The sequence below is a fragment of the Sphingobium sp. HWE2-09 genome (assembly GCF_035989265.1).
In the GTDB taxonomy this organism is placed as follows: domain Bacteria; phylum Pseudomonadota; class Alphaproteobacteria; order Sphingomonadales; family Sphingomonadaceae; genus Sphingobium.
Genome location: NZ_JAYKZX010000001.1, coordinates 924,705 through 950,131, shown reverse-complemented (window position 1 = coordinate 950,131; position 25,427 = coordinate 924,705). Strand labels below are relative to the sequence as shown.

Genomic DNA, 25,427 nt, shown 5'->3' with positions numbered 1-25,427 from the left:
GTCTTTCAACTCCTTACGCGCGGCTTGGGCAATGGCGCGCCCCGGCGCATCGCTTCAATGAATTTTTCCAGTGGCGCGGGTGGCTCCACCGGCCCGTCATGGGGTCGCCCCTGCCGGTCCCAATAGCTTTTCCAGCTGGGAAACAGATCATGGAAACTGCCATGATAGGGCGGCACGCCAGGCCAGCGCATCTTGCGATCGCCGATCGGTGGCTTGTTGAGGTCGGTCGCGTACCAGTAGAGCGGCAGTCGGCGGCGAAAATACCAGCGCCCCTCGATCCGCTCATACTGGTCGAAATACATCATCTGCATGATGACCCATTCCGCGCCGCTCTCATGCTCATTCTTCGAATAGACGACGCCCTGCGCATGATCGGCATCGTCAAAGTCGATGATGTGCCCGCCGATATGGTGAGACGTGCCATCGAATTGCATCGAATGGGTTTCGTCGAACCAGTCGCGCAGCGCCTTGCGCCCGCTCTTACCGCCGCCCACGCGAACATCCTCCGGGAAGAGGCCCACCCATGCGTCGGAATCGCGCATATCCAGTGCCAGCGCATATTTCGCCGGCAGTTGTCGGATCGCGTCCAGCGATTCCAGCCGGTCGATCCGCGCCAATAGGGTGTCCGTGTCGCCCATCCGCTCCATCCTTCGTTCTTATCACTCTCTTCTGCCCCATTGCCCGGTGCGCACAAATGTGGAAATGGCTCAAAGGCCATGACAAAAAGGCTCAACATCGCAAAACATCTGTCGCGCCCGGTCCAAGGCAGCGTGTCGGCGGTTATCGCGCAGGATCTGCTGCGGCTTGTCGATATGTTCGGGTATGATCCGCACGACCTGATGCGACAGGCGGAACTGACGCATCTGCTGCCCGGCTTGCTGGCGCCGGGAACGATGGGACGATCGCTGGCCCATGACGATTTCACCCGGCTCTATGCCCACTGCACCTGGTTGCTCGATGAGCATGCCGCGCAGCAGGAAGGGCGCGAGCCGTTGACCAAGGCCGGGTTCAACATGCTGTGCCACTGCATCATCACTTGCGGCACATTGCGCGAAGCGATCGCGCGGGCGGACCAATTCTCGATACTGATCGGACCCCGCCTCTCCCGCCTGCTGTTGAAGGTCGATGACGGCGTCGCCAAACTTACCATGCCCACGGTCCGGCGGGTGCGGAACGCCTGCGCCTATCTATCGGACCTCACCGGCCTATCGACCTATCATCGATTGTTCGGGTGGCTGATCGGCGAAGACATCGCGTTACTGGGTGCCGCCATGCGCTACCCGCCGCTGCTGCATGAGCGCACTGTGTCCTATCTGCTGCCCTGCCCGGTTCGGCACGGCGCGCCGGAAAACAGCATAGGCTTTGCCGCATCATATCTGGACCAGCCGATCGTCCGCAGCGCCTTTGAACTTGACCATCTGCTCGAACGATTCCCGTTCGACCTGGCCCTTGCACAATCGAAGGATGCCCCCCTGTCGGAGCGCATCGCCCATTTGTTCAGCGCGACATTGGCCAGCGGAGAAACGCCTGCATCGGCGGCGCGACTGGCCAGCCAGTTCGGCATCAGCGTCGCGACGCTCAAGCGCCGGCTGACGGCGGAAAATACGACGCTTGCGCAGATCAAGGCGCAGGCACGGCTTACCCTCGCCTGTCAGCTGCTCACCGACCCGCGGCTGACAATTACGGAGGTCGGCCGACGGACCCGTTACAGCGATACGGGCGCGTTTCGGCGCGCCTTCCATCAATGGACGGGTCAGACCCCTTCCGCCTGGCGGGAACAGCATATGCAGTAACGCGGAAGCCAATGATGTGCGCCCTATGGCTCAAACGGCTAGGCGGTTGCCATAGCCGATGATCAGGGTCGCCAATATCAGCAGCGCAACCCCACTCCACACCATCCGGCGGACCGCTGGCGCGGCGTCCTTCCATTCCTTGAATGCAAAGCCCCAGCACGTGCCGAAGATGATGATCGAGGCCATGTGGAGCGTCCAGCTGGAAAAGCCGAAGCGACCCATCTGGCTTTCGCCCATAGTGTAGAAGAAGAACTGGAAATACCAGGCCGTGCCCGCAAGCGCGCACAGAAGGAAGTTGGGAAGCAATGCCGGGCGTTGACCCGACGCATCCGCCGCGCCGACCCATTGGCCTGCCGACTTGTTCTTCACGATCAGCCAGGCGCACCAGAGCGCATTGGTGATCAGGCCGCCGAACATGACGATGCAGAGCGTCGGCAGGCCGACCCACAGCGGTCCGGTGCCCGCCGCACGGCTGAGTTCATTCACCGGCTGCCCGGCGGCGAGGCCGAAGGCAAAGCAACTGGACATGATGCCGGAAAAGATGGCGACCGCGATGCCCTTCTTGAAATCGAACTCTGCGACGGCCGCAGCCTTCTGATCGGCCGACAACGCCGCATCCTTGCGCGCGCCAGCCATGGCGACGACGATGATGCCCAATATCGTGACGGCAAGGCCGAGCAGCACGATCTGACCGTGTAGCGTGCCAACAATTTCCGTCATGAACGTGCCATCGACGATCGGCGGGATCAATGTGCCGAACACTGTGCACAGGCCCAGCACCACCGCCATGCCGAGCGACAGGCCGAGATAACGCATGGTAAGGCCGTAAGTGAGGCCGCCAAAGCCCCAGAGAAAGCCAAAGAACACACACCAGCCAACCACGGATGAAGGCACCTGGGCCATCACACCCATCAGGTCGCGGGTCTGGATCGAGGCGAAAAACCAGGGCGCGATCACCCAGGAAAAAATGCCCCCGGTCAGCCAGAAGATTTCCCAGTTCCAACGCTTCACGCCGCGATAAGGCACGTAGAAGCTGGCTGAAGCGAGGCCGCCCAACCAGTGGAAGAGGACGCCGAGCAGTGGATTTCCGATCATAGGTCAAGTCCCAGACGATAGAGGCGATTGGCGTTGCCGCCGAACAGGGCGCGGCGGTCGCTTTGTGCGAAATCCGCGACGATGGCGTGATAGGCTTCCATATAGCGGTCGATCGGACCGAACAGCTTGTCGGTGGGCGTGTCGCTGGCAAAAGCGCAACGGTCGATCCCGAACAGGTCGATGGTTTCGCGGATCAGCGGTGCGATCAATGCCTGCGTCCAGTCGCGCCGGATGAAACCCATGCCCGACAGCTTGACCGCAACATGAGGTAGCGCGGCAAGCGCCGTCATGCCCTTGCGCCAATCCTCCAAACCCTGCGGGTCGGTAAGGACCGGCATGCCCATATGGTTGATGATGACGGGGATGTCGGGATGACGTTCGATCAGCGGGGCGAGGCCCGGCATCTGCCCTGGATAGCATTGCAGGTCAAAGGACAGCCCATGTTTCGCCAGCAAGCCATAGCCCGCCTGCCATTGCGGATCGACGGTCAGATCGACGGGACCGTAGGTCCGTTTCGGGTCGGAATGCCAGTTGACGATATGGCGAATGCCTTTGACGCGAGGATGCGCGGCCTGAGCGGTTAGCAGGGCGTCGACGTCGGGATCGTTCAAGGCGGCGAAGGCGACGAAGCCGGTGGGCAAGCCCTCGATCTGCGCCAAGCCATCGAGCCATTGAGTTTCGCGCAACGCGCTATCCGCCGCCGCACCTGCATCGACATGGACGGCACCCACGACGTTCCAGCGGTCGAGGTCGGCGCGATATTGGGCGACACCATAATTTCGGGCGATCGCTTCGACGCTGCCGTTCGGGCCGTCGTCAGAGAAAGGTGCGCTGAGCCAGTCGTAACGGATGTGGCTGAGATCCCATAGATGGATATGGGCATCGACAAAGGGGATCATTAACCTCTCCGCTAACATGACCCTCGTCCGAGCTGAGCCTGTCGAAACCCTTCTATTTAAAGAGAAGGCGACCTTCGACAGGCTCAGGGCGAACGGAAGTCAGAATATCGTTGGTCTTGGCGCTCCGGCTCTTTTCGGCCAGTCGCGCCCCGACTTTGGGTCAGAAGGTGGTACGGCCGCCCGACGTGTCGAATGTCGATGCCGTAGTGAAGCTGCACTCCTCGCTGGCCATGAAGCAGACCATGGCGGCCAATTCCTCGACCAGACCCAGGCGACCCATGGGGATTTTCGAGCGCATATAATCGACTTGGCTCTGGGGCAGCTGTTCCAGGATCGGGCTTTCGAACGTAGCGGGGGTCAGCGCATTGGCAATCACGCCTTTGCCCGCCAGCTCCTTGCCGAGCGACTTGGTGAAGCCGATGACGCCCGCCTTGCTCGCCGAATAGGCGCTGGCGTTGGGATTGCCTTCCTTGCCCGCGACCGACGCCAAGTTGACGATCCGGCCATAGCCGTTTTCGAGCAGGAAGGGCACGACTTCGCGGTTGCAGTAGAACAGGCCGTTGAGGTTGATGTCGATCACCCGCTGGAAACTTTCGACCGGAAATTCCCAGACAGGTACGGTCGCCCCGGTGATCCCGGCCGAACAGATCAGGATGTCCACCTTGCCCAAGGCTGCCGCGCTGTCCTTGGCGGCGGCCGCGACGGCGGCATGGTCGGACACGTCCAGCGCGACCACATGGGTCGCGTCGATTTCATCACTCGTGGCGACGAGCGCGTCGGGATTGAGGTCCCACAGCGCCACCTTGCCGCCTTCGGCGATGATGCGGGCGGCGACCTGCTTGCCCAGGCCGGACGCGCCGCCGGTGATGATCGCGTTGCGGCCCGCGAAACGGCCGGCATAGACGCTCATCCGAGCACCACGTCGCCAAGATTACGCCATTCCGAGACATTCTGCTTCTGAACGCCGAGCTTGGCGATGCCCAGTTCCATGACGTCCCCGGCCTTTAGGTAGATGGCGTCAGGCTTCTTGCCCTCGCCCACGCCCGGCGGCGTACCGGTGATCATCAGGTCGCCGGGATAGAGGGTGACATATTCGCTGACATAGGCAATCAATTGGGCGACAGTGAAGATCATCGTCTTCGTGTTGCCGGTCTGCATCCGCTGGCCATTGACGTCGAGATACATGTCGAGGTCTTGGCAATCGCCCACTTCGTCCGGCGTCACCAGCCATGGACCGACGGGACAGAAGGTGTCATGCCCCTTGCCCTTGCTCCACTGGGTGCCGCGCTGCTTCTGGTTGAAGCGTTCCGACACGTCGTTGACCAGCGTATAGCCCGCGACCTTCGACAAGGCGTCTTCTTCGCTGACATAGCGGCAGGTTTCGCCGATGATGACGCCCAGTTCGACTTCCCAGTCGCCATGACTGCTGTTCTTGGGCAGCACGACTTCGTCGTTCGGGCCGTTCAGCGACGACAGCGCTTTCATGAACATGACCGGTTCAGTCGGGATCGGCAGGTTCGATTCGATCGCATGATCCTCATAATTGAGGCCGATGGCGACGATCTTGCCGATGCCCTTGACCGGCACGCCATAGCGCGGTTCGCCTTCGACGATGGGCAGCGATGCGATGTCGGCGGCCTTGGCGGCGGCCAGCGTAGCGACGGTCAATTCGGGCACGACGCCCGACAGGTCGCGAATCTTGCCATCGCTGTCGATGACACCGGGCTTTTCCTGGCCGGGCTGGCCGAAACGAACGAATTTCATGGGATCAGTCTCTCTTTACGGCAATCAGTGGGTATAGGGGCGGTGCATCGCGATGTCGGGGTTCAGGTCGACGCCGAAGCCGGGCTTGTCGAGCGCGGTCACCTTCATGCGGCCATTTTCCGGCACCGGTTCGGCCAGCAACTGGGGATGGAACATCGGCACCACTTCCGTCGGTCCCGGATGCATCATCAGAAATTCGGCGAAGGGCGAATTGTGGCGGGTGATGACGAAATGATAGCTGTAGACCGACGAGCCGTGCGGCACGACCATCTTGCCATGGGCGTCGGCCAGCGCGCTGATCTTGAGCAGTTCGGTGACGCCGCCGCACCAGCCGACATCGGGCTGGATGATGTCGCAGCAATCCATTTCCAGCAGCATGCGGAAGCCCCAGCGGGTCGCCTCATGCTCGCCGGTGGTGACCAGCATGCCCTTGGGCACATTGCGCTTGAGCTGTTGATAGCCCCAATAATCGTCCGGGCTGATCGCTTCCTCGATCCATTTGAGGCCCAGATCATGGGCCGCAATGGCAAGGCGGGTCGCATAGTCGACGTCGAGCGCCATCCAGCAGTCCCACATCAGCCAGAAATCGTCGCCGACCTTGGACCGCATATCCGCCAGTTCGGCGATGTTCTTCTTGAGGCCTTCAATCCCTTCGGCCGGGCCGTGGTGCAGCGCCATCTTGCCGCCGATAAAACCGAATTCCTTCGCCTTGTCGGGGCGCGCGCCGGTGGCGTAGAATTGCAGTTCGTCGCGCACCGCGCCGCCCAGCAGATGATAGACCGGCTCCTGCCGCAACTTGCCCAGCAAGTCCCACAGCGCCAGATCGACGCCGGAAATCGCATTCACGACCAGCCCCTTGCGCCCATAATATTGGGTCGAGAAATACATCTGGTCCCAGATTTTCTCGTAATCGGTCGGCGCGCGACCCTCCAGGAAGCGGGCGAGATGCTTTTCCACGATGTAGGCCGCCGGTTCGCCCCCTGTGGTGACCGCGAAGCCGACGGTGCCGTCCTCGGCTTCGATCTCAACCACCAACGTGCCGAGCACATTGATGCCGAAGCTCTGTCGCGACTGGCGATATTCGGGATATTTCGACATCGGCGTCGCGATATGATCGTCGATCCAGTGGCCTTCGCCCTGGTCGTGATAGTCGGCACCACCACCGCGTACGGTGAAAGCGCGAACATGTTTGATCTTCGGCAAGGTCACGGTCGGCACGCAATCACTCCCTAAACCATGCCGCTGCCCAATATGTGGGAGCCGCCGGTTGATATATGCAACATATGGTCAAAATGCCGATAAAGCCGGGCTGTGCGGGCGGCGTCATGATTGGAAGAATCAAGACAACCTCACCTTCACCCTTGTTTTTCTCATTTTGTGGGATAGAGTATTATTAGATGAGACAGAAAACGTCAAACCCAGAATCGGACGTGCCGGAAATTTTGGCGCCGGAGGCAAAGGCAAAGGCGGAACCATCCAAGGCTTCCGGCTCGCAAACGCTTCAACGTGGCCTGGATTTGCTGGACCAGGTGATCGACGGGCCGATCAAGCTGGCCGACCTGTCGGAACGGATGAAGCTGACCCGATCGACCACACACAGGCTGGCCAACGCCATGGTGGAGCGTGGTTTCCTGACATTCCTGCCGCGCGAGGGCTATCAGCTGGGGCCGAAATTATTGCAGCTGGGCTTCCTGGCGCAAAGCCAGACCGACGTGGTGCAGATCGCCCGACCGTATCTGGAGACGCTGGCGGCCGCCAGCGAAGATGTGGTGCATCTGGGTCGGCTGGATGGCGATCAGGCGCTGTATCTGGACAAGATCCCCGGCCGCCGCCGCGTGGAGATCAGCAGCCGCATAGGCGATCGCCAGCCGCTGACGTCCACCGGCCTGGGCAAGGCGTTGCTGATCGATGATCCCGAATCGCACTGGACCCGTATGCTGGAAAGCGAGCGGGCCAACGGCACGCATGACGCCGATCCCGACGGATGGCTGGCGCGGATGCGCGGCTATGTCGCGGCCGGACGTGCATTCGATCTGGAAGAAAATGAGGATCAGATTCGCTGCGTCGCCGCGCCGATCCGCGATGCATCGGGCGCGATCGTCGCTGCTATCAGCCTGTCGAGCGCCGCCCAATATATGGACGATGATCGCATGGCCGCGTTGAGCGACGATGTCCGCGCCACCGCGCACAAAATCAGCGCCGATCTGGGCTGGACCCCCGGCGTCAAACCACCCCGCCGCCCCGTGCGGCACTAATGATCAAGGAAATTCACCCATGAAGCTGCTTGAAGGCAAGACCGTCCTCGTCACCGGCGCATCGACCGGCATCGGCCGCGCCGCCGCCATCGGCGCGGCGCAGCATGGCGCCGATGTCGTCATCAACTATGCGAACAGCGATGGTCCCGCCGCAAGCTGCGTGGCCGAGATCGAGGCACTGGGTCAGCGGGCCATCGCGGTGAAGGGCGACGTCGCCGACCCGCAGACCGCGCAGGATTTCGTGGCGCGCGCGGTCGATGCGTTCGGCAAGGTCGATGTGATGGTGAGCAACGCCGGCATCTGCCCCTTCCACGGCTTCCTCGACATGCCGGTCGATGTGGTCGAGCGGACATTCAAGGTGAACCTGCACGGCGCCTATTTCATGGTGCAGGCGGCTGCCCAGCAGATGGTGAAACAGGGGCATGGCGGATCGATCGTCGCCGTCTCCTCCATCTCCGCGCTGGTCGGCGGGGAGTTCCAGACGCATTACACCCCGACGAAGGCTGGCGTGCATTCGCTGATGCAATCGACCGCGATCGCACTGGGCAAATATGGCATCCGTTGCAACAGCGTGCTGCCCGGCACCATCCTGACCGAGATCAACAAGGATGATCTGGCCGACGTCGAGAAGCGCCAATATATGGAAGCCCGCACCCCGCTCGGCCGCCTTGGCCAGCCCGAAGATCTCGCCGGGCCGATCATATTCCTGGCATCGGACATGGCCGCCTATGTCACCGGCGCGGCGCTGCTGGTCGATGGCGGGATGTATGTGAATCTGCAATGACGACGAAGCCGGTCGCCCTATTCGTCACCTGCCTGGTCGACCTGATGCGCCCCCGCATCGGCTTTGCCGCCATCCGGGCGCTGGAGGCGGCAGGCTGCAGCGTGGTCGTGCCGGAGGGGCAGACCTGTTGCGGCCAACCTGCGCTCAACAGCGGCGACCGGCAACATGCCGTGGAACTGGCGAAGCAGACGATCGCAGCGCTGGAACCCTATGCGGCGGTGGTCGTGCCATCGGGTTCCTGCGCCGGAACGATACGCTGCCATTATCCCGAAATATTCCAGCACGACCCGCAATGGCTGCCGCGTGCGCAGGCCGTGGCGGACAAGACTTTCGAGATCATGGCCTATCTGGACGAGATATGCGGCTGGCGCCCCGAGGGGGTGACGCTCGACGCGAAGGCCACCTATCACGACAGCTGCTCCGGGTTGCGCGAACTGGGGATCAAGGCGCAACCCCGACGCTTGTTGAAGAACATTGATGGCCTCACCTTCGCGCCACTGGCGGACGAGGAGACATGTTGCGGCTTCGGCGGCACCTTCTGCGTCAAATATCCCGCTATCTCCAACGCGATCGTCGGCGAAAAGGCGGACGCGATCGATGCGAGCGGCGCCGACCTGCTATTGGCCGGCGACCTGGGCTGCCTGATGAACATGGCGGGGAAGCTCCATCGCAAAGGCAGCAAGGTGCGCGCCTATCACGCGATCGAACTGATCGCCGACATGGGCGATGGTCCCGCGATCGGGGAAGAGGCATGAACGCTGCCTCTGCCGATAACTTCCACGCACGCGTCGATGCGGCATTGGCCGACCCGACCCTGAAGATAGCGGTCGAGCGCACCGCGGGCACTGCCGAAGCCAAACGCGGTGTCGCCGTCGCCGCCTTCCCAGATTTCGAGGCTGCCCGGACACGCGCCGCCGCGATCAAGGATCATGTGATCGCGCATCTGGGCTATTATCTGGAAGAGTTCGAGGCCAACGCGATCGCCGCCGGGGCCAAAGTCCATTGGGCAAGCACCGCAAGCGAGGCCTGCAAGATCGTCGTCGACATCTGCCAGACGTCCGGGGCAAAGAGCGTTGCGCGGTCCAAGTCGATGCTGGGCGAAGAGATCGGCCTGCCCCACGCATTGGCGGAGGCCGGGATCAGCCGGATCGAGACGGATCTGGCCGAACATATCATTCAGCTTGCCGATGAACGCCCCTCCCACATCATCTGGCCTGCCATGCACAAGACGCGTGAGCAGGTGTCGGCACTGTTCAAAGCCAAGCATCGCAGTCCCCATGAAGAGGAGACGATCGCGGCCATGGCGGAAAGCGCCCGGCGGGAATTGCGGACGCAAATGCTGGGCGCGGATGTCGGAATATCGGGCGCCAATTTCCTGATCGCGGACACAGGCGCAGTCTGCACCGTCACTAACGAAGGCAATGCCGAATTATCGCTGGTGCCGCCGCGCATCCATATCGTGACGGCAGGCATCGAAAAGATCGTGCCGTCCATGCCCCATGCCATCCACATGCTGCGGATGCTGGCGCGATCGGCTACCGGAGCGGCGCTCACCCAATATACGACCTTCTACACCGGTCCCAAGCGTCCCGACGACCGGGATGGGCCGGAACAGATGCACATCATATTGGTCGATAACGGACGCACGAAGATGCGCGAGGAAGGCCTCGCCGAAATGTTGCGCTGCATCCGGTGCGGCGCGTGCATGAATCATTGCGTCGTGTTCCGGCAGATCGGCGGCCACGCCTATGGCGGCACCTATCCCGGCCCGATGGGATCGGTGCTGACCCCCGCGATCGACGGGCTGAAGCAGAGCCGCGACCTGCCCAATGCGTGTACGCTGAACGGCAAATGCCAGGAAGTATGCCCGGTCCGCATCCCGCTGCCCACGCTGCTGCGCGGCTGGCGCGAGAAAAGCTGGCGTGAGGGGTTGGAACCTACATCCATGCGTTGGGGCCTTGGCATATGGGCATGGGTTGCGCGCCGCCCGGCCCTTTATCGCCTTGGCACCGGGATCGCCCTATGGGCCATGCAATGGATGGGTAAAGGCGGCTGGATCAATCAGCTCCCGCTCGCTGGTGGATGGACCAGATATCGCGACCTGCCCAAGCCCGCACGCCATAGCTTCATGGCGCAATATAAGAAGGACCACCGCCCATGAGCGCCCGCGATGCGATCCTATCCAGCCTGAAAAGGGATGTCCCCGGCGACATCCAGGCGCAGGCCGATGCCCTGATCGGCAAGCCTGAACGACCATTGGTCGATGAAGGCGCGTTGGAGGCCGAATTTCTGGCCCGGTTGGCCCTGCCGTCCGTCAGCGCCAGCCATGACGTCATAACCCGGATTGACGATCTCCCGGTAGCCGTTGCGCGTTATTTGGACGAACAAGGCCAACCGCCGACGCTTTGTATGTCCCCCGATCAGCACCTCACCCGATGCGATTGGTCCGGATTTACTCTGCATGCGGACGCGGCGCCCGATGAGAACGCCGCCATCGCCGTCGCCCGCAAAGGCATAGCGGAAACCGGATCGTTGATATTCGAAACGGCAGCGCACGCACCGATGCTCCCTAATTTCCTGGCGCTCCATCATATCGTGCTGCTGGCTACGAAGGACATCGTACCTTATTTGGAGGATGCCCCATTGATCGGCTTGCAACCGCGCGCCCATTATTGGGTCACGGGCGTATCGGGCACCACTGATATCGAGGGCACCTATGTCCGCGGCGCACACGGCCCCCAATTCCTGCATGTGATCCTGCTACGCGGGTCGCGACTATAGTGAATATCGTTCATCCGCTGGCTGCTAATTAGGCAGAGCGGACGAACCCCTTATACCCGTTCTGCACCGCATCCCGGCACAGTTGGACATAGCGGGGGAAACCGCCGACATAGATCATGAAGCCACCCCGTTTGCCCTCGATATTCTTGCCGTTGTACCAGGAGTCCGCAAGTCGATGGAGCGTGAGTTGAGAGCAATTGTCGACCTCCTGCGCCCACCACCCTTCCGCCTCGGTCGTCACATCGATGCGGGATAAACCATCACGATCCATCTCCTCGATGATGTCGGCGACGAAATCGACCTGCCATTCGCCCGACATCAACATCTGCGCCTGCGCGCCGGGGGTCATCGGCCCATGGATCATGAGCAGGTTGGGGAACCCCGCGACCATCGCACCCAGCCAGACCGTCGGACCGTCCGCCCACTTTTCCGCAAGCGACATGCCATCTACGCCTTCAATGTCGATCCGCGCCATCGCACCGGTAATCGCGTCGAAGCCAGTGGCCGTCACGATAACGTCCAGGTCATAGCGACCATTTGCAGTCCGCAGGCCAGTCTCGGTGAAACCGACGATCGGGTCAGCGTGCACATCGACGAGCGTGACATTATCCCGGTTGAACATCTCGAAATAGCCGTTTTCGATGCACAGTCGTTTGCTGCCGATGGGGTAGGTCGTCGGGCACAATAGTTCGGCTGTCGCCGGATCCTTCACGATATCCCGGATCTTCCCGCGCGCGAACTCCGCGACCAGCGCGTTGGCCCGCTCGTCAGTGGCGATATCCTTGAAAGCCACAAGCAACTGAAATGCGCTCTGGGAAGTCCAGGCCTTCTCCAAAATATCCTGCTGCTGTTCAGGCGTGCATTCATAGGCGCAAAAGTCGGGCGCCTTGAGCACCATCGACACGCCATATGTTTCCAGCATCTGCTGACGACGTTCGGGATAATTGGCCTTCCATTCCTGCTCGTAAGCCGCATCCATCGGTCGGTTGCCCGATGGCATCGCAAAGGCGGGCGTGCGCTGAAAGACCGTCAGATGCTCCGCCTGCTCGGCCAGCATCGGCGCAAGCTGTATGCCGGTCGATCCCGTGCCGATCTGACCGACGCGCTTGCCGGCCAGATCGACGCCATCGCGCGGCCATTGCGTCGTATGATAGATTTCGCCCTTGAATAGGTCGCGGTCCGGCCATGGCGGCGTATTGGGCGCAGACAGGCTTCCGGTCGCCGCGACGACATATCGGCATATCACATGGTCGCCCTTGTCGGTGCGGACATGCCAACGATTGGTTGGTTCATCGAACCGCATCGACATGACGCGGGTCGACAGCCTGATCCGGTCGCGCAAGCCATGGCGATCCGCGACGTGATTGGCATAGCGTTCCAGTTCGGCCTGGCCGGAGAAATATTCCGGCCAACTCCATTCCTGCTCCAGTTCCTTGTCGAAACTGTAGGAATATTCCACGCTCTGGATATCGACCCGGGCGCCAGGATAGCGGTTCCAATACCATGTGCCGCCGACACCGTCGCCCGCCTCGAAACACAGGACGTTGTACCCGCGCATCCGGTGCAGCGCATAAAGTCCTGAAAACCCAGCGCCGATGATGACGATATCGACTGTTTCCGTGTCAGACGTGGACAAGAACCATCCCTCCAAAACCTATTTTACTGGTCGCCATGTCGCGGCCATTATATCTTACGCCAGTAGGCGTGCGCAGACCTGCCAGATGCCTGGGTCTGTTCGCCATCGACAATCACTGCCGTTGCAATGCATCGCCGATCCGACGGTCCATCTTTATGCGATTGCCAACCATGGTGAAAATGTCGGATTGAATCAAAAGTCATGACAAAAAGAATCACCAGCGCCAAGCATCTGACGCGTACCGCCTATCCGGCCGTCTCCGCATCCGTCCTGAAGGAACTGCTGGGCCTGTTGGCGGATCATGGCTTATGCGCGCAGCCGTTGCTGGACGAGGCGGGCCTGCCCTGGCCAACGGAAACCATCCTGAAGGACGGCTGGAATCATCCAATTCCGCATGGCGACTTCGCCCGATTTTACGCCCTGTGCGTCTCTGCGCTGGACCGCGAAGCCAGCCGACGGGAAGGACGCTTGCCGTTCAGGAAGGCCGAGTTCGACATGCTCTGCCACTGCGTCATTACCTGCACCAGCCTGGGCGCAGCCATTGCGCGGCTGCTCGACTTCGTCGCCATGCTGCATCCCCGACTGGGCCAACATCGGCTGGAGATTGACGGGCAATCGGCCATTTTCGTGATGGACCCGCTTCGCGACAGCAGAAATGCGGCGGCCTATCTTACCGACCTGACCGGATTGTCGTCTTTTAGTCGCCTGTTCGGCTGGCTGATCGGCGAAAAACTCGCAGTGATCGAGGTGGACATGGATTATTCCCCGCGCGGCATCGGGCAGATGCTCGTCCATCTAATGCCCTACCCGATCCGGCATCAGGCGGGCAGAAACGCCCTGCGTTTCCCGGCAACGCTGCTGGAGCGTCCGGTACGACGCAATGCGGCCGACCTGGAGGCGTGGCTCGATCATTTTCCGTACGACCCGATCGAGCCGCAGTCGTTCGGCGTGCGGCATGTCGAATTGGTCGAGGGCGTGTTCCAATCCGCGCTTGAGCGTGGCGCCCGCCTGCCGTCGGCAAAGATGCTTGCCGCGCGCTTTGCGATCAGCGTCGGTACGCTCAATCGGCGGCTGGCCGACGAGGGCACGACGCTGCGCGCCATAAAGCAGCGCGCCCGGATCGATAGGGCGCAGCGTCTTTTGGCCGATCCACGTATTTCCATCAGCGAAGTCGCCCGGCTGACCAATTATGCGGACTATACCGCACTGTCGCGGGCCTTTCGCGCCGCAACGGGGCTTTCCCCCTCGGTCTGGCGCGGGGGTCATCCGCCCCGCGCCGATCCGGATCGAAGCTAGCCTGTCGATACGGCGCGTGCAACGATCTGACGACATGCATCGCCGGGCGTCAGATCGTCCAGCCATTCGCGCAGCATGTTGTCGATCCACACCACCGCGCTGTAAAACCCCGTTTCCAGCAGACGGGCGTCCATCCGATTGTCCATGGACGCGAAATAATCTTCGGGAAACATCTGCACGACGTCCGAAAGAATGGTGACGAATGTGCAGATGGCGGTCGAATAGATCGACGCCTTATATTGAAAATAAAGCTCCGCCCTGTCGATCGCCGGGCAACCCTGCGCCGCGCATTCCTCCAGGAACACATCGATCACCCGATCGACCAAGGCGATATGCTTTTCGGGTTGGGGCATCATCATCATGCCGCTGATCGCCTGCGCCAGGCTCGCCTGGCCGACACCGCCCCAGTCCAGCAGCCCCGCCTGGAGTTGACCTGAACCATCGCGCCAGAACCAGGCATTGTCCACGTTCAGGTTGATATGGCACAGTCCGGTATAATCGGCATCGGACAGAAGATAGGCCAGCACCTGATCCTTATGGTCCAGACCGAACAGCACATCCTCCCGCCATTGTTTCAGGAACGACGGCGTCGTTACTTCAGGCTTGAAAAGTCTTGGCGCTATGCGACCGATAAAATCGATCAATTTGTCCAGTCGCTGCTCCACATCCAAAATAGGATCGAAATCGCGGGCCGCCTTGGCGAACGGAAAAATCTCCTCAATATCCAGTCCCAGGTCACCGCGCTTATGCGCCCCTACCAGGCGAGCCAGATTGCGCGTGAGGACTTCATAATGCTCCTCGATATGCGGGACATCATGATCATATCCCTTGCGATAGGCTGGCTCTACAGGGTCGACGCCAAACGGCACCCGCCCGGTTATCAATATATAATTGCCGGTATGGGCACTGTAATCGCCGAAATAATATTGGCTGACCGTTACCGGAAGCTGCCGCTCGCGCGACAGGCGGCCTATCGTGATCTCACCATCGGACAAACGCAGCAGCCCATATTTGTGATGAACGTCCGTCGGTGGAAACTTTACGAACAAATCGGTGTGCAAATCCGGCTCGTCGCGCGCATAGGCCAGGGTCAACAAGCCGTTTTCCGATGCGCCGCGAATGTCCAGTTTGTCGAGCGCCACGATATCCGTGACATGATTGTCCGCCGACATGACGCCGGACGCGCGAAACGCCGCCGTCAGGAAATCCGGCCCAGCCTCGCGAAGGCCATCAAGATCTATCGGAAATGGCAGCCCATACTGATCGCCGGGCGAAACGCAGCGGTGCCGCTCCAGAAATATTTCATAATCCAGCAGCGCGGTGGTGACGGCAGCGGCCGGTTGCAGCGCAGCGGCATCGACCCATCCGCCAGGGCTGGCAATGCGCATCCGGTCACCGCCCGTCTCGCTGCTTGACCGTTCCGCGCAAACCACCAGCGTACCTTTTGGCAGGTGATGAAGGACCGAGCCACCCGCCGTGGTTCCGGACGTCACGGCTGCGCCATGATCGGCGATAACCTGACATCGCGTCGCGGGACGTCCTGAAAGCTCCGTCATCATCAACCTTCTTTCCCTAAAAGAACGGGCTACGCGCAGAATAAACATGTGCAGGGCCGTGGATTTCGCCACTTTTACCGTAGCCCGCACCATCTGGCCGGGGCATCCTGCGCTAGCCGATTTTCATCAATTCGATGCTGTGGCCTTCGGGATCTGCAGCATAGGCCATACGCATCTGGTGTTCAGGCACATCGAAGGCCGGGACCGTCGTCCGCCCCCCGGCCCGTTCGATCGCCGCCAGCGTCTCGTCAACATCATCGACCATTATCGCGACGATCGATTCCCCGACGGCAGGCGCCGTGCGGTTGGCATAGCTTATCAGCACAAGCTGCGGGGCCGCCCCCGCCCCTGTCGACAGGAAATTTTCGACGAACCTGTCGTCGCCTTCCCCTTCCTCGATACGGATGGCGGCGGTGAACCCAAGCGCGCCGGTATAGAAAGACGTAAGCGCATCGCTATCTGAAACGACGGTCTTTGCGTAGGCAAAAGCGGTAACGGTCATAACCAAATCTCCTTATGACAGATGACAAATAGCGGTGGGCAAAGCATGCTCGCCCCGATCCGTCGGGACGGCCCACCCGACGCGCGCCTGTAAATGACTGAAAGCCGCACACGCTTTCTCTGAACAGCCATCAGCCGCCGGGCTGGCTCAGCTGCAACACATGGCCTTCCGGGTCGGCAATGAAGGCGACCTGCATGCCCCCCATCCCCGGAACCTCGCGCGCGGCTTCCAGGACCTTTCCGCCTGCCTGTTCCGCCCGTGACAGGAGTCCTGCAATATCCTTGGTGGCAAAACCCAGGATCAATTCGTTGGCCGCGGGCGCCTGAATATCCTGGAACCGGGCCAGGATGAACATCGGGCCACCTTCGTAGGTCGGCATGAATATGACTTCGCTGACCGGACGTCCCGTAATCTCCGCCTCGACGCGATGCATTTCGACAAGACCAAGGACCGAACTGTAGAAAGTCGCCGCCTTCTCCAGATCCTTGACCTGAAGTTTGGTGAACATGAAGTCGGTATCCAGCGTTTTTGCGTGAGGTATCTGGGTTGCCATGGATAGTCTCCTGTTTTGCAGTCCGTCGGCGCGTGATGCCTGCTTCAAATATCTTCGACCAAAGCCCGCGCCTGCTCGGCGAGCATCGGTCGTGCCAGGGTCGCCAGATATTCCGATCGTCCCTTTGCGATCTGCGCGGTCGTTTCGGGATGCGTCGATATCCAGAAATCACCGGCCGCGATGCCATCCAAAATGGTTTGGCCCGCCTGCTCGGGCGTCACGCCGATCCGATACCGTCACCGACGCGCCTGCGCGCGCAGCCGAAGCAGGCGTATGGAGCGACCGCGCCGTCACCACGACGGTGGCCCTTGCCGTGGCCAGCCACTGGGCGATCACGCCCGATGCTTCGACTGCTGCCGGTAACGAGCGCGACCTTGCCCGAAAGATCGGGGCTCTGGATCATGTCATACCTCCCCCTGGGCGATACTTGCTCGGGCAATCAGGATCTCGCCTGGATTCCATCGGTTCGCGCACGGCCGCGATGCGCTTGTCTGCCAAAGACTATCTGTTGGGCGCCAAGGCGCGCTCAGGCGGCCTCGTCCAGCGCGTCCGCCGGGATATTGGCCGGGCCGCCAATATCATAGACGCCCGCCAACAGGCCCACGAAGGCGTTGTCGTGCAGCGGATCGGTCGGCACCTCGAACTGGATGCCGCGCTTTTTCATGTCGTCGATCAGCATGTTGATCGCCATGTCCGCGTTGATATCGTCGCTATGCTCATAGGTCCGCTTGAAATCGGCCATGTCCTTGAACAGCCGCGCGCCCCAATGCACCAGGAAGCGCATCTCCGGCTCCGGCACTTTCTGGATGACCTTGCCGAACGTCTCCAACTGCCAGCCCGTCGCATCGTCCGGGTCCGCGCCGAAGGTGGTGGTGATGTCCATCCCTTGCGGTTTGCGCAGCGCGACCGGCCCGGTTGCCTGACCGTGATGGAACATCATCTCGTTTTCCACGACGACGGCACGGCCCCACATCGGCGCATTGATCTGCATCGGCTCGGCGCTCGGCCCATTGGGCCAGCAATTGAATCCGCCGCCGATTTTCCCGTTATAATACCAGGCGATGACCTGGCCCTTCTTCGACCGCCAGTGGTTGAACAAGCAGGACTTAGCCATGGTCAGCAACAGCCAGAGCGGCGTGTCGTCCATCGTCATGCCGCGAAAGACCGTGCCGTCGAGATGCGGCGGCCCGCCTATCGGCGTTGGTCCCTGAATGTTGAACAGGAAGGTTTCCGGTTCCGCATATTGGCAATCATAATAGTTGCGAACGAGTTCGAGGAAATGCGAATTATAATAGCAATCTTCCAGCTCGGGGTAGAAGCATGTGCCCCCACGCGCCAGATATCCGCGAAATACCGGGTTCAGTCCGATCATGTCCCATGTCAGCTTCACGCCTTCGGGCAACTGCTTGCCAGCCGCCGACGTGGTGGCGATCACCTCTTCGGGCGTGCTGAAATTTTCGGCCATGATGAGCGGCCATGGTCCATTGTCACGGACCACCTTCAGCAGCCGGGCATGCTGGTCGCTGCTATACGCATTCTCGATCAGTTGCGGTTGACCAACGGGGCGGAAATTCTCGGCGAGTTCACGTAACATGATCGAACCTCCCATGGTTCCTGGCCGCCGCGCAGCGCGGGATGCGCGTGCGCGGCATATTAGTTGAATGAAAAGCGCGTCAGATCGTCAGCATTTCCATCTGGCGAACAGCGGGGGCGGCGGCGTCTTCACGCACTATGATGTTGAAATCCTCCTCCCGTGGAGAGCGCAGATCGTGCCAGATTCGGGAATTGTGGCGCGGTATCGCCAGAATGACCTTCTTCTTGCCGTCGCCGCCTTTGTCGCGATAATAACCGCCAGCGCTGCCATGCTGGACCCATGCGGTTTTCTGCAGTTCGGCATCCACGTCATCGACAAAGGCTTTGGTGGCCTCTGGCGTCACGTCGAACGAAGCAAGATGGTCGTCCACCATCCATTGCAGCAATTCGATAATATAATGGGTCTGCTGCTCGCTCACCACCGCATGATTGGCCACAAGATAGCTGTAGGGCGCACCCATGAACACGAAGTTGGGAAAGCCCGTGATCAACATGCCTTCATAGCTGAACGGATGCGGTTCGAAGGCTTCCTTCAGCGTCTGGCCGCCGGTCCCGCGAATGTCGAACTGGCGCCCGAAGTGCAGATTATAGCCGGTCGATAGTAGCAGCACATCACATTCGATCCGCGTCCCGTCAGCCAGGATCACCGCCTTTTCATCCGCCTCGGCAAGCTGCCCCCGAACGATCGAAACGTTGGGCTTCTTGAGCGTGTCGTAGAAGCCGCAATCGAGGATAGGACGCTTGGCGAACACCGGGAAGTCGGGCGTCAGCATCGCCACCATGCCCGGATCGTCGGGGAAATGGCTCTTGAGATAGGCATTGGCGTACATTTTCATGCCATCGTTGATCGGCCCGAACCCGCCGGTCTTCGCGGCATAGTCCTCATCCTTCATGACCATGCCGTGCATGTCGCCCATCTGGCTCTCAAGGCTCTGCAACCGCTTCCAGTTCACGACGAACGGAATGCGCTCCATCGCGGTCCGCTCCAGTTCGTCGATCGGGGCATGGGCCTGGGGGTTGGGGATGATATATTCATTCTGGCGCTGAACGATGACCAACTCGCCGACCTTGTCGGCGATCGCGGTCGATACCTGCACGCCGGAGCAACCAGTCCCAACCAATACGACCTTCTTGCCCGTCAGGTCGACCGCACTGTCCCATGCCGCTGAATGGATCACCGGACCTTTGAACGCGCTCAGATTTTTGACATCCGGATAATTGGGGTTGTTGTTCGGCCCCACCGCCATGATCAGGATATTGCATTCCTGCGTTTCAGCCTTGCCGTCACGCACGGATTTCACGGTCCACAGCTTGCGCGCCTCGTCCCACTCGGCGCCCTCGACGCGCGTCCCGAAGTTGATCCGATCCCGCAGGTTATATTTGTCGGTCACGCGATCGAGATAGGAGAGGAATTCAGGACCACGGGGGAAAAACTGGGTCCAGGATGCATTCGGCTCGAACGAGAAGGAATAGACCCGGCTCGGCGTATCGACGGCTGCGCCCGGGTAGGTGTTGGTCAGCCAGTTCCCGCCGACCTGGTCCATTGCTTCCAGGATCGTATAGTCGAAACCCGCCTGCTGCAGCTTGATCGCGGCATTGATGCCCATCATGCCGGCACCAACGACAATCACCTTAAAATCGGCGGGCGGCACGTCCTTTGCCGCGCGTACCCGCGTATCGCGAGTGAAACCGCCATGCTGGAAGGCGACATCGACCGACATTTCAGGAAAGTCCTTGCCCAGCAGCAGGCGCGACATCTTGCGGAACATCGGCATGTCGATTTGCGGCATGACCGGCGCCTTGCCAGCGCTGACGGCCGCGCGCAGACTTTCGCGGATTTCGCTCGCGATCGCCGGATTGATCGGTTCGCGCGCCTCATGAGCGTTTATGTCCTGGAATGCTTCGACAACCCCTTCCTGCCGACCGTCGATGTCGTTCCAGTAGCGATTGATCAACGTGCGATCGCCCGTGATCTGCACCAACGCCATCAGCGCCAGGACGGGATCCAGACCATCAATGGCCGCATCAAGCGCGCCGTCGTCGGCGTTGGGACGGGCGGAGTTCATATCCTGCATCCTCTGTCTCCATATTCATTCGGACTGTCGCCGAATCTTCATACGTTAATTACAGTCGTACGTGTAATAGGTCAACCGCCCCGCTTGCCGTCATCCAATCTATCTGCAAAAGGGTCCGAAATGAGCATAGCAGCGCCCAAGCGTCGCGCAGGCCGACCCAGCGCGCAGGAAGCCGAACAAAAAAGATGGGGGCTGATCGTCACGGCCCTGGAAGAATTTGCGCGCACCGGCTTTCATGGCGCGTCGCTGCGGGACATTGCGGAGAAGGCCCAGGTTTCCAGCCGCACACTCTATAATTACTATCCCGACAAGCTCGCCTTGTTCGAAGCCTGTCTCGAATTTTCCGGCCGCCAGATTCAACCCGTGCCGCCATCTCATGAGATGGGACTTCGCGAAGGCTTGGTAAATTACGCCAACGCGATGCAACGGCAGTTATTCGTGCCGCAGGCGCTGCGCATCAGCGCCCTGATCTATCGCGAAGGCGGCACCTTCGAAGAGTTGCGCCAGATCGCGCGTATCCAGTTCGAACGGTATCAGATCGCCCCGGTTGCGAGCATATTGGAAAGCCACGGCGTCGCTAAAGACCGATCCCGCGAGTTGGCGACCCAGTTCGTGACAATGGCCTTTGGTGAATGGCAGCGACGCCTTCTCTTTGGCGAACCACCGATGACGGAGACGCAGATGCTGCGGCATGCCGAACTGGTGACGAATATATTCCTCAACGGCATCGATTGACACCATCTGCTTATAGCAGACATCGACTGCTGGACTGCTTTTAGAATGTTTTGGTGGCCTGCCATGTCCAGTGCGGCGATGCAGGCCGTGCGAACGGGCGTCGAACGCGTGATTGCCAAGCCGCACGAGCGACAGATTTTTATGTGTTGCCATTCAGGCCGCCCACCGTCAGCGCGATTAATGCCGAACCGATGCTGGATTTCACCAGCCGTGATCGCCATGCTGAAACGATGCTTCGTCCCTGGACCCTGTTGCTGAAGGAACGCGTCAAGATCGCGCCGGACAGCCCGCGCTATATGCAGATCGCCCATGGATTGGTGCATGAGATTGAGCGCGGCCGACTGCGGCCGGGCGACTATCTGCCCAGCAGCCGCGACCTGGCCGACGCGCTGGACGTCAATCGCAAGACGATCGTCACCGCCTATGAAGAATTGATCGCCCAAGGCTGGCTGGCGAGCGCCGGTACGCGTGGCACGCGCGTATCGACGTCGCTGCCACGCGGCGAGGCGGCCGCCGTGCCGCATCTGCCCACCGCAGCAGCCATCGCTCCGGATGACACCGAATATCCGTTCCTTGCCGCACCGGACCGGCCGATCGCCATACCGGTCGGCCATTGGCGCAAACTGGACGAAGGCGTGCCGGACGGGCGATTGCTACCCGCCGACCTGCTGGCCCGCGCCTATCGCAAGGCGGCGGAGGATGCCGCCCGCACCAACAGCCTGTCCTATCGCGATCCGCGCGGATCGCCCGATCTGCGCCGCGAGATCGCCGATATGCTGCGGCGTCAGCGCGGGTTGATGGTCAGGCCCGACCATATCTGCATCACCCGCGGCAGCCAGATGGGCGTGTTCCTGACCGCCCGCATCCTGATCCGGCCCGGCGACGCCGTGCTGGTCGAACGGCTTACCTACGAACCCGCCGTCGCCGCCTTCCGCGCTTGCGGCGCGAAGATCGTGACCGTTGGATTGGATGAGGACGGCGTCGACGTCGCCGATGTCGAACGCGCCTGTCGCCAGCATCGCGTGCGCGCGATTTTCGTCACGCCCCATCATCAATTCCCGACGACCGTCTCGATGCGGCCCGACCGCCGCCTGCGCCTTCTGGAACTGGCGCGGCAATTCGCCTTCGCGATCATCGAGGATGATTATGACCATGAATTTCATTTCAGCGCGCAACCGCTGCTGCCCATGGCGAGCTATGCGCCCGCGCGGGTCATCTATGCCGGATCGATGTCGAAGCTGCTCGTGCCTGCCCTGCGCATCGGCTACATCGCCGCCGCGCCGCAGGTGATCGACGCGCTCGCCTACCAGATCTCGCTGATCGACGGCATGGGCAACACTATCACCGAACTGGTCTCCGCCCATCTGCTCGAAAGCGGCGAAGTGCGCCGCCACATCCGCAAGACCGCCCAGATTTACGCCGCCCGTCGCGACTCCTTCGCGCGTAGTCTCGACGACACTCTGGGCGATGTGATCGACTATCGCGTCCCCGATGGCGGCTTGGCCTTCTGGCTACGCTTCCGTGATCTCACCGCGCTCGACCGGATCGAAGCGCGGGCGCCCGCACTGGGCCTCAGCTTCGCCTCGTCGCATAGCTATGCCGCCGATGACAGCGCCGATCGCGGGCTGCGCCTGGGCTTTGCCAGCCTGGACGAAGCGGAAGCGCGCGCGGTGCTGACGGCGTTGCGCGATTGCACCAGATCGTGAAAATCCACTTGGACCCCTTCACTTTATAGAATTGGATGTTTCTGGCGGGTCCATTGCGACTCAGTATCACCCGCATGAACTATCCGCCGCTGGCTCCCAACGATGTCGTCACTCTGATCGACCAGAACCCGCTGTGCTGGCTGGTATCGATGGGTGAGGCCGGGTTCGGCGCCAGCCCCCTGCCGTTGCTGGCCGAATGCGATGCCGATGGCGCGCTGGTCGCGCTGTTCGGCCATATGTCGGTCACCAACCCCTTGGTCGCGCTGCTGCGCGCGCAGCCGTCCGCGCTGGTGTTGGTCAATGGTCCGCAAGCCTATATGTCCCCGGAATTGCAGGATAATCCCGGTTGGGTGCCCACCTGGAATTATGCCGCTGCAACTGTCCAAGTCGCTGTCTCATTTGTGCCGGACGAAACGCGCAAGTCCATCGAGCAACTGACCGACCGCATGGAAGAAGGCCGCGCCGCACCCTGGAAGGTCAGCGATGCCGAAGAGCGGTTGCCTGGCATGCTGCCGCACATCATCGCCTTCCGCGCCCATGTCCGCGCGATCGACGGCCGCTTCAAGCTGGGCCGCGATGAATCGCGCGCGGGCATCAACCAGATCGTCGGCCGCATGGTGCACGGCCCGCTGCGCGACTGGATGCGACTCTACAATGAAGACCGGCTTGAAGAGGAGACACAGGCATGAGCATCAGCCGTCGCAATCTGCTGGCCGGGGGCGCGGGCAGCGTCGCTATGGCTTTGATGTCGGCACGCGGCTGGGCGAAGGGGCAGGCGCTCGACACCGCTTATATGAATGCAATGGTCTGGACCGGGCAGGGCGCACCCGCCCTGTCCGCCATCGGCATTGCGGGCGGCCGGATCGCGGCGCTGGGCAGCGCAGCGGTCAAGGCGCATACGACCAAGGCGACACGTGTCATCGATCTCGGCGGCGCGTTCGTCATGCCCGGCCTGATCGATTGCCATACCCATTTCCTGATCGGCTCCGACCTCCTCACCCAACCCAATTTGCGCGAGGCGAAAAGTCCGCAGGAATTCGCCCGTATCGTCGGCGAAGCCGCACGCGCCATAAAGCCCGGCCAATGGGTCCAGGGTGGCAGCTGGGATGCGGAATTGTGGGGCGGGGAACTGCCCGACCGCAGCTGGATGGACCCGGTCACGCCCGACACGCCGGTCGCGGTACAGCGGCTCGACCTCCACATGCTCGCGCTCAACAGCGCGGCGCTGAAAGCCGCCGGGATCGACCGCAACACGCGCGACGTGCCGGGCGGCGTCATCGTGCGCGACAAGGCTGGCAACCCTACCGGCATCCTGAAAGACGCGGCGATGGATCTCGCCAAACGCGCCATCCCCGCGCCGACCGACGCCGACCGGGAAGCGTCCGTGCGCAAGGGCATCGCCCATGGCCTGTCGAAGGGCGTGACCCAGGTTCATACCACCGAACTGGACTGGATGACCCATGACGCACTGCGCCGCCTGCGCGCCAAGGGCGAAACGGACATGCGCTTCTATTCCTTCCTGCCGTTACAGGATTGGGCGAAGGTCAAGGCGCTGGTCGATGCCGAAGGGCGCGGCGACGACTGGGTGCGCTGGGGCGGGCTGAAGCTGCAATATGACGGCTCACTCGGATCGCGCACGGCGATGTTCTACCAGCCCTATGACGATGCGCCCGGCAATCGCGGGATGCCGCTCCACCGCCAGGCCGATGTCCAGCAATGGACCAACGACGCCGACGCCGCCGGTTTCCAGATCACCATCCACGCCATCGGCGACCGGGCGAACGACGAGGCGCTCGACATCTTCGCCGCCGCCGCCGCGAAGAACGGCCCGCGCGACCGCCGCTTCCGCATCGAACATGCCCAGCATCTTTCGCCCGCCGCCATACCGCGCTTCGCCAGACAGCAGGTCATCGCGTCGATGCAGCCCTATCACGCCATCGATGACGGCCGCTGGGCGATCCAGCGCGTCGGCGCGGAACGCTTGAAGGGCACCTATGCCTTCAAGTCGCTGCTCGACGCCGGGGCGAAAGTGGCGTTCGGGTCCGACTGGCCCGTCGCGCCGCTCGATCCGCTGACCGGCGTCGCTGCCGCCGTCCTGCGCCAGACGATCGACGGGGCCAATCCGGGCGGCTGGCTGCCCGATCAGAAGCTGACCATGGCGCAGGCGCTGCACGCCTATACCGCGACCAACGCCTTTGCCGGTTTCCAGGATGATCGGCTGGGCCGGATCGCACCGGGGATGCTGGCGGACTTCGTCGTCATGGACGCCAATCTGTTCGCAATCGACCCGGCCAGAACCGGCGCGACAAAGATACTCAAGACCATCGTGAACGGCACTGAGCGGTTCAGCGCCTGAAGATTTCATCACGGACTGGGGGCGACCGAACACGGCGTCCCTGTCCAG

25 protein-coding genes are annotated in these 25,427 nt (G+C 61.6%); 11 read left to right on the top strand and 14 right to left on the bottom strand.

Annotation, left to right across the window (positions count from 1 at the left end; all coding sequences use genetic code 11):
* Positions 1 to 5: 5 nt before the first annotated feature.
* Positions 6 to 638, bottom strand: a complete 633-nt coding sequence (locus tag U5A89_RS04360) for a nuclear transport factor 2 family protein (protein WP_338159935.1) — start codon at positions 636 to 638, stop codon at positions 6 to 8.
* Positions 639 to 770: 132 nt separating this feature from the next.
* Here U5A89_RS04360 and U5A89_RS04355 point away from each other — a divergent pair, with 132 nt between their 5' ends.
* Positions 771 to 1,793: a helix-turn-helix transcriptional regulator gene (locus U5A89_RS04355; RefSeq protein ID WP_338159934.1), complete on the top strand. Its 1,023-nt coding sequence runs from the start codon at positions 771 to 773 to the stop codon at positions 1,791 to 1,793.
* 30 nt (positions 1,794 to 1,823) lie between these two features.
* On the opposite strand, the gene rhaT is transcribed toward U5A89_RS04355, so the two are convergent.
* From rhaT to rhmD, 5 genes are all read right to left on the bottom strand, one after another.
* Positions 1,824 to 2,888: an L-rhamnose/proton symporter RhaT gene (rhaT, locus tag U5A89_RS04350; protein ID WP_338159933.1), complete on the bottom strand. Its 1,065-nt coding sequence runs from the start codon at positions 2,886 to 2,888 to the stop codon at positions 1,824 to 1,826.
* A complete protein-coding gene (locus tag U5A89_RS04345; protein WP_338159932.1) occupies positions 2,885 to 3,787 on the bottom strand; it encodes an amidohydrolase family protein in 903 nt (300 codons plus the stop codon). The genes rhaT and U5A89_RS04345 overlap by 4 nt, the downstream gene beginning before the upstream one ends.
* Before the next feature lie 160 nt (positions 3,788 to 3,947).
* The gene (locus tag U5A89_RS04340) at positions 3,948 to 4,697 is read right to left on the bottom strand and encodes an SDR family NAD(P)-dependent oxidoreductase (RefSeq protein WP_338159931.1); all 750 of its coding nucleotides are present in this window, start codon (positions 4,695 to 4,697) and stop codon (positions 3,948 to 3,950) included.
* A complete protein-coding gene (locus U5A89_RS04335; protein WP_338159930.1) occupies positions 4,694 to 5,551 on the bottom strand; it encodes a 2,4-didehydro-3-deoxy-L-rhamnonate hydrolase in 858 nt (285 codons plus the stop codon). The genes U5A89_RS04340 and U5A89_RS04335 overlap by 4 nt, the downstream gene beginning before the upstream one ends.
* A gap of 24 nt (positions 5,552 to 5,575) precedes the next feature.
* On the bottom strand, positions 5,576 to 6,760 hold the full coding sequence (gene rhmD, locus U5A89_RS04330; RefSeq protein WP_338160165.1) for an L-rhamnonate dehydratase: 1,185 nt from the start codon (positions 6,758 to 6,760) through the stop codon (positions 5,576 to 5,578).
* Between the two features lie 188 nt (positions 6,761 to 6,948).
* On the opposite strand from rhmD, the gene U5A89_RS04325 reads away from it, so the two are divergent.
* From U5A89_RS04325 to U5A89_RS04305, 5 genes are read left to right on the top strand one after another with little or no spacing between them, the layout of a single operon-like run.
* The gene (locus U5A89_RS04325; RefSeq protein WP_338159929.1) at positions 6,949 to 7,806 is read left to right on the top strand and encodes an IclR family transcriptional regulator; all 858 of its coding nucleotides are present in this window, start codon (positions 6,949 to 6,951) and stop codon (positions 7,804 to 7,806) included.
* Positions 7,807 to 7,825: 19 nt separating this feature from the next.
* Positions 7,826 to 8,590 (top strand): L-rhamnose 1-dehydrogenase Lra1, encoded by a 765-nt coding sequence (locus U5A89_RS04320; protein WP_338159928.1) that lies wholly within the window; start codon positions 7,826 to 7,828, stop codon positions 8,588 to 8,590.
* Positions 8,587 to 9,345 carry a (Fe-S)-binding protein gene (locus U5A89_RS04315; RefSeq protein WP_338159927.1) on the top strand — a complete coding sequence of 253 codons (759 nt, stop codon included), beginning with the start codon at positions 8,587 to 8,589 and terminating at the stop codon, positions 9,343 to 9,345. The genes U5A89_RS04320 and U5A89_RS04315 overlap by 4 nt, the downstream gene beginning before the upstream one ends.
* Entirely contained in the window at positions 9,342 to 10,751 is a 1,410-nt protein-coding gene (locus U5A89_RS04310; protein ID WP_338159926.1) for a lactate utilization protein B, read from the top strand. Before U5A89_RS04315 ends, U5A89_RS04310 begins: the two co-directional genes overlap by 4 nt.
* A complete protein-coding gene (locus tag U5A89_RS04305; protein WP_338159925.1) occupies positions 10,748 to 11,371 on the top strand; it encodes a LutC/YkgG family protein in 624 nt (207 codons plus the stop codon). Before U5A89_RS04310 ends, U5A89_RS04305 begins: the two co-directional genes overlap by 4 nt.
* Positions 11,372 to 11,399: 28 nt before the next feature.
* On the opposite strand, the gene U5A89_RS04300 is transcribed toward U5A89_RS04305, so the two are convergent.
* Positions 11,400 to 13,007, bottom strand: a complete 1,608-nt coding sequence (locus U5A89_RS04300) for a flavin-containing monooxygenase (RefSeq protein ID WP_338159924.1) — start codon at positions 13,005 to 13,007, stop codon at positions 11,400 to 11,402.
* 201 nt (positions 13,008 to 13,208) lie between these two features.
* Here U5A89_RS04300 and U5A89_RS04295 point away from each other — a divergent pair, with 201 nt between their 5' ends.
* Positions 13,209 to 14,303 carry a helix-turn-helix transcriptional regulator gene (locus U5A89_RS04295; RefSeq protein ID WP_338159923.1) on the top strand — a complete coding sequence of 365 codons (1,095 nt, stop codon included), beginning with the start codon at positions 13,209 to 13,211 and terminating at the stop codon, positions 14,301 to 14,303.
* On the opposite strand, the gene U5A89_RS04290 is transcribed toward U5A89_RS04295, so the two are convergent.
* The 7 genes from U5A89_RS04290 to U5A89_RS04260 form a co-directional block, all read right to left on the bottom strand.
* Entirely contained in the window at positions 14,300 to 15,796 is a 1,497-nt protein-coding gene (locus tag U5A89_RS04290) for a hypothetical protein (RefSeq protein ID WP_338159922.1), read from the bottom strand. The genes U5A89_RS04295 and U5A89_RS04290 overlap by 4 nt on opposite strands.
* A gap of 175 nt (positions 15,797 to 15,971) precedes the next feature.
* Entirely contained in the window at positions 15,972 to 16,361 is a 390-nt protein-coding gene (locus tag U5A89_RS04285; RefSeq protein WP_338159921.1) for a VOC family protein, read from the bottom strand.
* Between the two features lie 130 nt (positions 16,362 to 16,491).
* On the bottom strand, positions 16,492 to 16,914 hold the full coding sequence (locus U5A89_RS04280; protein ID WP_338159920.1) for a VOC family protein: 423 nt from the start codon (positions 16,912 to 16,914) through the stop codon (positions 16,492 to 16,494).
* A gap of 44 nt (positions 16,915 to 16,958) precedes the next feature.
* Positions 16,959 to 17,135 (bottom strand): hypothetical protein, encoded by a 177-nt coding sequence (locus tag U5A89_RS04275; protein ID WP_338159919.1) that lies wholly within the window; start codon positions 17,133 to 17,135, stop codon positions 16,959 to 16,961.
* Positions 17,132 to 17,317 carry a hypothetical protein gene (locus tag U5A89_RS04270; protein WP_338159918.1) on the bottom strand — a complete coding sequence of 62 codons (186 nt, stop codon included), beginning with the start codon at positions 17,315 to 17,317 and terminating at the stop codon, positions 17,132 to 17,134. The genes U5A89_RS04275 and U5A89_RS04270 overlap by 4 nt, the downstream gene beginning before the upstream one ends.
* Before the next feature lie 123 nt (positions 17,318 to 17,440).
* Entirely contained in the window at positions 17,441 to 18,508 is a 1,068-nt protein-coding gene (locus U5A89_RS04265) for a hypothetical protein (RefSeq protein WP_338159917.1), read from the bottom strand.
* 79 nt (positions 18,509 to 18,587) lie between these two features.
* Positions 18,588 to 20,573: a flavin-containing monooxygenase gene (locus U5A89_RS04260; protein WP_338159916.1), complete on the bottom strand. Its 1,986-nt coding sequence runs from the start codon at positions 20,571 to 20,573 to the stop codon at positions 18,588 to 18,590.
* 129 nt (positions 20,574 to 20,702) lie between these two features.
* Here U5A89_RS04260 and U5A89_RS04255 point away from each other — a divergent pair, with 129 nt between their 5' ends.
* The 4 genes from U5A89_RS04255 to U5A89_RS04240 all read left to right on the top strand — a co-directional run bounded on the left by U5A89_RS04255 (position 20,703) and on the right by U5A89_RS04240 (position 25,379).
* Complete coding sequence (locus U5A89_RS04255; RefSeq protein WP_338159915.1) at positions 20,703 to 21,317, top strand: TetR/AcrR family transcriptional regulator; 615 nt, start codon at positions 20,703 to 20,705, stop codon at positions 21,315 to 21,317.
* Positions 21,318 to 21,547: 230 nt separating this feature from the next.
* Positions 21,548 to 23,023, top strand: coding sequence for a MocR-like pyridoxine biosynthesis transcription factor PdxR (gene pdxR, locus U5A89_RS04250; protein ID WP_338160164.1), 1,476 nt, complete (start codon positions 21,548 to 21,550; stop codon positions 23,021 to 23,023).
* A gap of 74 nt (positions 23,024 to 23,097) precedes the next feature.
* Positions 23,098 to 23,712, top strand: a complete 615-nt coding sequence (locus tag U5A89_RS04245) for an FMN-binding negative transcriptional regulator (RefSeq protein WP_338159914.1) — start codon at positions 23,098 to 23,100, stop codon at positions 23,710 to 23,712.
* Positions 23,709 to 25,379 carry an amidohydrolase gene (locus U5A89_RS04240; RefSeq protein ID WP_338159913.1) on the top strand — a complete coding sequence of 557 codons (1,671 nt, stop codon included), beginning with the start codon at positions 23,709 to 23,711 and terminating at the stop codon, positions 25,377 to 25,379. Before U5A89_RS04245 ends, U5A89_RS04240 begins: the two co-directional genes overlap by 4 nt.
* Positions 25,380 to 25,427: the final 48 nt, after the last annotated feature.

Excerpts from the sequence above, each read along its gene's own strand:
- U5A89_RS04360 (WP_338159935.1), bottom strand. The coding sequence starts at position 638 with ATGGGCGACACGGACACCCTATTGGCGCGGATCGACCGGCTGGAATCG.
- rhaT (WP_338159933.1), bottom strand. The coding sequence starts at position 2,888 with ATGATCGGAAATCCACTGCTCGGCGTCCTCTTCCACTGGTTGGGCGGC.
- U5A89_RS04345 (WP_338159932.1), bottom strand. The coding sequence starts at position 3,787 with ATGATCCCCTTTGTCGATGCCCATATCCATCTATGGGATCTCAGCCAC.
- U5A89_RS04340 (WP_338159931.1), bottom strand. The coding sequence starts at position 4,697 with ATGAGCGTCTATGCCGGCCGTTTCGCGGGCCGCAACGCGATCATCACC.
- U5A89_RS04335 (WP_338159930.1), bottom strand. The coding sequence starts at position 5,551 with ATGAAATTCGTTCGTTTCGGCCAGCCCGGCCAGGAAAAGCCCGGTGTC.
- U5A89_RS04325 (WP_338159929.1), top strand. The coding sequence starts at position 6,949 with ATGAGACAGAAAACGTCAAACCCAGAATCGGACGTGCCGGAAATTTTG.
- U5A89_RS04320 (WP_338159928.1), top strand. The coding sequence starts at position 7,826 with ATGAAGCTGCTTGAAGGCAAGACCGTCCTCGTCACCGGCGCATCGACC.
- U5A89_RS04315 (WP_338159927.1), top strand. The coding sequence starts at position 8,587 with ATGACGACGAAGCCGGTCGCCCTATTCGTCACCTGCCTGGTCGACCTG.
- U5A89_RS04310 (WP_338159926.1), top strand. The coding sequence starts at position 9,342 with ATGAACGCTGCCTCTGCCGATAACTTCCACGCACGCGTCGATGCGGCA.
- U5A89_RS04305 (WP_338159925.1), top strand. The coding sequence starts at position 10,748 with ATGAGCGCCCGCGATGCGATCCTATCCAGCCTGAAAAGGGATGTCCCC.
- U5A89_RS04295 (WP_338159923.1), top strand. The coding sequence starts at position 13,209 with ATGACAAAAAGAATCACCAGCGCCAAGCATCTGACGCGTACCGCCTAT.
- U5A89_RS04285 (WP_338159921.1), bottom strand. The coding sequence starts at position 16,361 with ATGACCGTTACCGCTTTTGCCTACGCAAAGACCGTCGTTTCAGATAGC.
- U5A89_RS04280 (WP_338159920.1), bottom strand. The coding sequence starts at position 16,914 with ATGGCAACCCAGATACCTCACGCAAAAACGCTGGATACCGACTTCATG.
- U5A89_RS04270 (WP_338159918.1), bottom strand. The coding sequence starts at position 17,317 with ATGATCCAGAGCCCCGATCTTTCGGGCAAGGTCGCGCTCGTTACCGGC.
- U5A89_RS04265 (WP_338159917.1), bottom strand. The coding sequence starts at position 18,508 with ATGTTACGTGAACTCGCCGAGAATTTCCGCCCCGTTGGTCAACCGCAA.
- U5A89_RS04260 (WP_338159916.1), bottom strand. The coding sequence starts at position 20,573 with ATGAACTCCGCCCGTCCCAACGCCGACGACGGCGCGCTTGATGCGGCC.
- U5A89_RS04255 (WP_338159915.1), top strand. The coding sequence starts at position 20,703 with ATGAGCATAGCAGCGCCCAAGCGTCGCGCAGGCCGACCCAGCGCGCAG.
- pdxR (WP_338160164.1), top strand. The coding sequence starts at position 21,548 with ATGCTTCGTCCCTGGACCCTGTTGCTGAAGGAACGCGTCAAGATCGCG.
- U5A89_RS04245 (WP_338159914.1), top strand. The coding sequence starts at position 23,098 with ATGAACTATCCGCCGCTGGCTCCCAACGATGTCGTCACTCTGATCGAC.
- U5A89_RS04240 (WP_338159913.1), top strand. The coding sequence starts at position 23,709 with ATGAGCATCAGCCGTCGCAATCTGCTGGCCGGGGGCGCGGGCAGCGTC.